General features: G+C 45.8%; 3 protein-coding genes. 2 read left to right on the top strand and 1 reads right to left on the bottom strand.

What is annotated here, in order from left to right:
- Nucleotides 1–60 precede the first annotated feature (60 nt).
- Entirely contained in the window at nucleotides 61–1,779 is a 1,719-nt protein-coding gene (locus VU18_RS16845; protein ID WP_047758635.1) for a methyl-accepting chemotaxis protein, read from the bottom strand.
- 218 nt (nucleotides 1,780–1,997) lie between these two features.
- Between VU18_RS16845 and VU18_RS16840 the strand changes: the two genes are divergently transcribed.
- Together VU18_RS16840 and VU18_RS16835 are read left to right on the top strand one after the other, a co-directional pair.
- The gene (locus VU18_RS16840; RefSeq protein ID WP_047758634.1) at nucleotides 1,998–4,058 is read left to right on the top strand and encodes a beta-galactosidase; all 2,061 of its coding nucleotides are present in this window, start codon (nucleotides 1,998–2,000) and stop codon (nucleotides 4,056–4,058) included.
- A gap of 112 nt (nucleotides 4,059–4,170) precedes the next feature.
- Nucleotides 4,171–5,971: arabinogalactan endo-1,4-beta-galactosidase (locus tag VU18_RS16835; RefSeq protein WP_047758636.1), on the top strand; the 1,801-nt coding region annotated here is incomplete at its 3' end.

The following is a 5,971-nucleotide window of genomic DNA, read 5'->3' as shown; positions in this document are numbered from 1 at the left end:
GGGTGCGAAATGTGAGTTAGTAAAGAAAAAGAGTGAATGTAAAACATATACATTTTTTGCTTACCCGTTTGAATCAAGCGAGTGTTTTGATGCAATCGTAAACTTTTGCACCATTTCTTGCAACGTTTCGGATACATTCGCCAATGAAGCGGCTGCTGACGCAATCTCTTCCATGGAAGCGAGCTGTTCTTCGGTGGAATGGGCCATTGTTTTGGACGTCTCCATCGTCTTTTCGGCTGCAGCGGCGAGTTCCGCAACGGCTGAATCCAGTTCTTGAATACCGGCTGACAGCTGCTGTACGGATGCTGATACGTCTTCCAATTGGGTTGAGATGGTTTGCGAGTTTGCGAAAATTGTGTTGAATTTCGCTGCTGTTTCTTGGGAAGCATCGATGCCGTCTTGAACATTTTGCATCACATCTTCCATGCTCGTTGATGTGTTCTCTACATCTTGATGGATGCTAGACAACAAATGGGTAATTTGTTTTGTCGCTGCTTGCGTTTGTTCGGCCAATTTTCTCACTTCATCGGCCACGACGGCAAATCCCGCCCCATGTTCTCCTGCTCTCGCCGCTTCTATGGCGGCGTTTAAGGAAAGGAGATTCGTCTGCTCCGCGATTTGATGAATCGTGTGGACGACCGCTTCGATTTCTTTTGACCGCTCCTGCAACGTGTGAATCAGTTGTTCTGACCGGAGCACGGCTTGATGAATGTCCTGCATCTGCTCGGCATTTTTTTCGACCGATATTTTCCCGTCTTCGGCTAAGTTTGTCATATGGACGGCCAAGTGGGCGATGGCTGTCGTACGCTCCGCGATTTGCGAGACGCCCTGCGTCATTTGCTCCATGGCGGCGGCGATTTCATCGGTTTGGCTGCTTTGGCTGTCCGCTCTGCTGGCGACCTCTTGGATGCCGACAGAAACTTGTTCCGTTGACAAGGCTGTTTGCTCCGCGCTCGCTGTCAGTTCCTCTGCAGCCGCGGCGACTTGCTCTGATGCATCCGCGACTCGGGTCAGCATTTGAGAAAGATCGTCTTTCATTTTGTTATAGCTTTCGACAATTTGTCCAATTTCATCACGAGTTTGGTCATTGATGGCAACCGTAAAGTCTCCATTCCCTGCTCGCTGGAGGGCGCTGGAGACGGCGGCCAATCGAGCATGGATGCGACGCGAGAACCATATTGTGGCTGCTGATGCCATCACGAGTATGATGACGGCAGAAAGGATCAATGTTTTCAAAAGGGAAGACACGGCTGTGTCCACATATGTTTGGGGAATCCCCACATAAAACATCCCGATCGTTTCTCCGCGATCGTTTTTGATCGGCATATATGCAGCTTGATACCATTGATGCAAAATATTCACTTCACGGAAGAAGGTGTTCCCTTTCTTTAACACTTGTTCCACCACTTCTGGAGGCGCGGTTGTGCCAACAGCCCGTCGATTGTTCACGATAATGTTGGTGGCAACCCGTGTTTCATTTTGAAAGATCGTGGCCGTTCCGCCCGTTAGGTTTCCGATTTCGTCAACGAGTTGATTGTTGCCATTGATTTTCTCGCTTCCTTTATAAAGCGCTCCGTTTTTGACAGCCCAACTCCCTTCATATTTTTCGTCAAGATAGTGATAGGCCAAGGAAAGACTGGATTTGACTCTTTCAAGCGTTTCTTTTTGGATTCCTTTTTTGATTTGGATGATGGCAGCAGCCGTCAAAACAATGGTTAATAGAATAATGATGCAAAAAATCAAAATATTGATTTTTGTTCCTAGCTTCAACGTTTTCAATGAGCGCTCCCCCTCTCTATTCTTTGTCAAACATATCCATTATTATAGTAATAAAAGAGGAATTCATAAATAGTGTATTGTTCCTAATTGGGGTTCTATAATGGATCGAACGGATGGAGCGGGCGATACGATTGTCTTTTTGATGTTGCAACGGAACTTTGTGTCCGGATTGACATTGGGTGGAATCAAAGGATGATGCAGGGAAAGGAGACGACGTAATGCCAAAATATGAACGAACGTATACAACACAAGCGAACTTCATTCTTCATGGAGGAGATTACAACCCTGATCAATGGTTGGATCGGCCGGATCTTTTGCAGGCGGATCTTGAGTTGATGAAACTCTCCCACACAAACACATTCACGATTGGTGTATTTGCTTGGTCTGCTCTCGAACCGGAAGAAGGGGTTTATCGTTTTGAATGGCTCGATAAAGTGTTTGACGACATTTACCGTATTGGCGGGCGGGGGATTTTGGCTACGCCAAGCGGCGCCCGGCCAGCATGGTTGTCGCAAAAGTATCCGGAAGTGTTGCGGGTGAATGCGGCGCGTGTTCGACAGTTGCATGGCGGGCGTCATAATCATTGTTTTACCTCGAGCGTATACCGTGAAAAAACTCAACATATCAATCGATTGCTGGCGGAACGGTACGGAGATCATCCTGCTTTGCTCATGTGGCACGTTTCCAATGAATACGGCGGGGAATGCCATTGTAATTTGTGCCAAGAAGCGTTTCGTGAATGGTTGAAAAACAGATACAATCATGATCTTGACGCGCTGAATGCCGCTTGGTGGACGTCATTTTGGAGCCATACGTACACCGACTGGTCGCAAATCGAGTCGCCGTCTCCGATTGGTGAGCATACGATTCATGGGTTGAATCTTGATTGGAAACGGTTTGTGACAGATCAGACGATTTCCTTTTTTGAAAACGAGATCGTTCCGCTTCGGGAGTTGACGCCTCATATTCCGATTACAACGAATTTTATGGCGGATACGCATGACTTAATTCCTTTTCAAGGACTTGACTACAGCAAGTTTGCAAAGCATCTTGACGTCATTAGTTGGGACGCCTATCCTGCTTGGCACAATGATTGGGAGAGCACTGCTGATTTGGCTATGAAAGTCGGTTTTATCAATGATTTGTATCGAAGTTTGAAGCAGCAGCCATTTTTACTGATGGAATGCACGCCGAGTTTAGTGAACTGGCATAAAGTGAACAAAGCGAAGCGGCCAGGCATGCACTTTTTATCTTCGATGCAAATGATCGCTCATGGTTCCGACAGCATCCTCTATTTTCAATGGCGCAAGTCGCGGGGGGCGTTTGAGAAACTTCATGGTGCAGTCGTCGACCATGACAATCGCACGGATAACCGTGTATTTCAAGAGGTTTCTAAAGTTGGGAAAGCGCTCGAGAAAATGTCTGGCATCGTCGGAACCAATCGGCCGGCGGAAGTGGCCATTTTGTATGATTGGGAAAACAATTGGGCGTTAAATGATGCGCAAGGATTTGCGACTGAAACGAAACGGTATCCACAAACGCTCGTACAGCATTATCGTCCCTTTTGGGAGCGGGATATCCCCGTTGATGTCATTACAAAGGAACAAGATTTTTCCCGCTACAAATTGCTGATTGCGCCGATGCTTTACTTAGTGAGCGAAGAGACGATTGCTCGTTTGAAACAGTTTGTAGGGAGCGGAGGGACGCTTGTCATGACTTATATAAGCGGAATGGTCAATGAATGTGATTTAGCGTATTTAGGTGGCTGGCATCCCGATTTGAGGAAAACATTCGGCATCGAACCGATCGAAACGGATACCCTTTATCCACGCGATCGAAATTCGGTTCATTATCGTGGACAGTCTTACGAGTTGAAAGACTATGCAACGGTGATCAAGGTGTATACTGCAACAGTCGAAGGAGTTTATGAAGATGATTTTTATGCGGGTACGCCCGCTGTGACGAGCAACCAATACGGGAAAGGTCAAGCCTATTATATTGGCGGCCGCCTAGAGGATCAATTCCATAGAGATTTTTATCAAGAATTGATGGAAAAGCTCGATCTGAGGCCTGTCTTGTTTGTAAAGCATGGAAAAGGAGTATCCGTGCAAGCGCGGCAAGCGCCGGAATGTGATTATGTGTTTATTATGAATTTTACAGAGGAGAAACAGGCTGTTGTTGTTGAGGAAAAGGTGAAGGATCTGTTCACTGGCGAGGAAATCGTAGGGGAGATCACGCTAGGTAAATACGAGGTGCGAGTCGTGGAGAAAAGGAGATAAAGGAGAGAGAATCGTTCAAGCACCAAATCAAGTAGGACGGTTGGGTTTCATAAGGTAGCCAATCAAGTATGTGTGCTATGTTCTGAAAATATTCATGGAGGCGGGGGAGAGGATGAGGAAACGATTTTTTTTCATACTAGTCGCCATGATGGTGATGATCATGCCGTTTTCGTCCAATCATATTCATAAAGCAGCGGCTGATTCGTATAATTATTTAATTAACGGGGGATTTGAATCGGATTTTTGGGCTGATGGGTCATGGACAGTCATTACACAGGATTGGAGTTCTGTTGATCTACAGCGCTTTTCTTATTCAAATGATGCATGGATCGTTCCGAATGAGGGAGATAGCGCCTTTAAATACTGGGTCCGCGATATAGCGAACGGAAATCAAACATTTACATTGAAGCAAACGATCGGACAGCTGCCGCCAGGGAGTTATGAACTTTCTGTTCAATCAATGGGAGGAGCAGGAGACGAAGCGGGTCATATTCAATTGTTCGCAGGCGATCAGATGGCGGAGGCTGTTGTTACAAAAGGATATAATTCTTGGGAGACGGTTAAATTGGAATTCACACTGGAAGAAGAAGCGTTGAACTTTGAAGTCGGTGCAATAGTTACTGGGAAACCGAACGCTTGGGGCTATATGGATCATTTTCAGTTGATATCGCTGAACAGTGCGGGAGGCCGAGAGGGGCCAAAGCCTGTTCCGGCTGATATTTTCGTAAAAAGGGTAGATGGCCTAAGCAAAGGGTTCGTTAAAGGAGTTGATGTTTCGAGTATTATCGCACTTGAGAACAGCGGAGTGAAATTTTACAACGCGGCTGGTAAGAAGCAAGATATTTTTAAAACGCTAAAAGAAGCCGGGATCAATTATGTACGGGTGCGCGTATGGAACGATCCTTATGATGCGAAAGGGCATGGGTATGGAGGCGGGAATAACGATTTGGAAAAAGCCATTGAGATTGGAAAGCGAGCTACGGCCAATGGGATGAGGGTGCTAGTGGACTTCCACTATTCTGATTTTTGGGCCGACCCTGCCAAACAACGTCCTCCCAAAGCATGGGCAAATCTCAATTTTGAAGCAAAAAAGAAAGCTTTATACCGATTCACGAAGGAAAGTTTAAAAGCAATGTTGAAAGAAAAAATTCAAGTCGGAATGGTTCAAATCGGAAATGAAACAAATGGAGCTTTTGTCGGGGAAACGGATTGGGCGAAAATATGTGAGTTGATGAATGCAGGAAGCAGTGCAGTAAGGGAGATGAATCGGAATATACTGGTTGCGCTTCATTTTACGAATCCCGAAACTCCAGGCAGGTATGCATCCATAGCGAAAATGCTTGCTGAACATAAAGTGGATTACGATGTGTTCGCTAGCTCCTATTACCCGTTTTGGCATGGTACTTTAGCCAATTTAACGTCTGTGTTGAAACATGTAGCCAATACGTATCATAAAAAAGTGATGGTGGCAGAAACATCGTATCCATATACGAAAAAAGATGGAGACGGCCATGAAAATACAGCTCCAAAGAGTTCTGGACAAATACTGAACTATCCGATTACTGTCCAAGGGCAAGCGAACTCGATTCGAGATGTGATTCAGGCGGTGGCGGCTGTAGGTAAACGGGGGATCGGGGTGTTTTACTGGGAACCTGCATGGATTCCTGTTGGCCCTCCTGAACGTCTGAAGCAAAACGAGAAAAAGTGGGAAAAATATGGATCTGGTTGGGCGTCTAGTTTTGCTGCTGAATATGATCCTGATGCGGCGATATGGCATGGGGGAAGTGCTGTAGATAATCAAGCGCTGTTTGATTTTAATGGTCGACCTTTACCATCATTATATGTGTTTAAATATGTAAACACAGGAGCTGTAGCTCCTTTGAAAATCGATGAAATCAAAGACATATATATTC

The sequence above is a fragment of the Geobacillus sp. ZGt-1 genome, assembly GCF_001026865.1.
Taxonomy (GTDB): Bacteria; Bacillota; Bacilli; order Bacillales; family Anoxybacillaceae; genus Geobacillus; species Geobacillus thermoleovorans.
The sequence above is the reverse complement of the archived record's forward strand: the minus strand, read 5'-3'. Positions and strand labels throughout refer to the sequence as shown.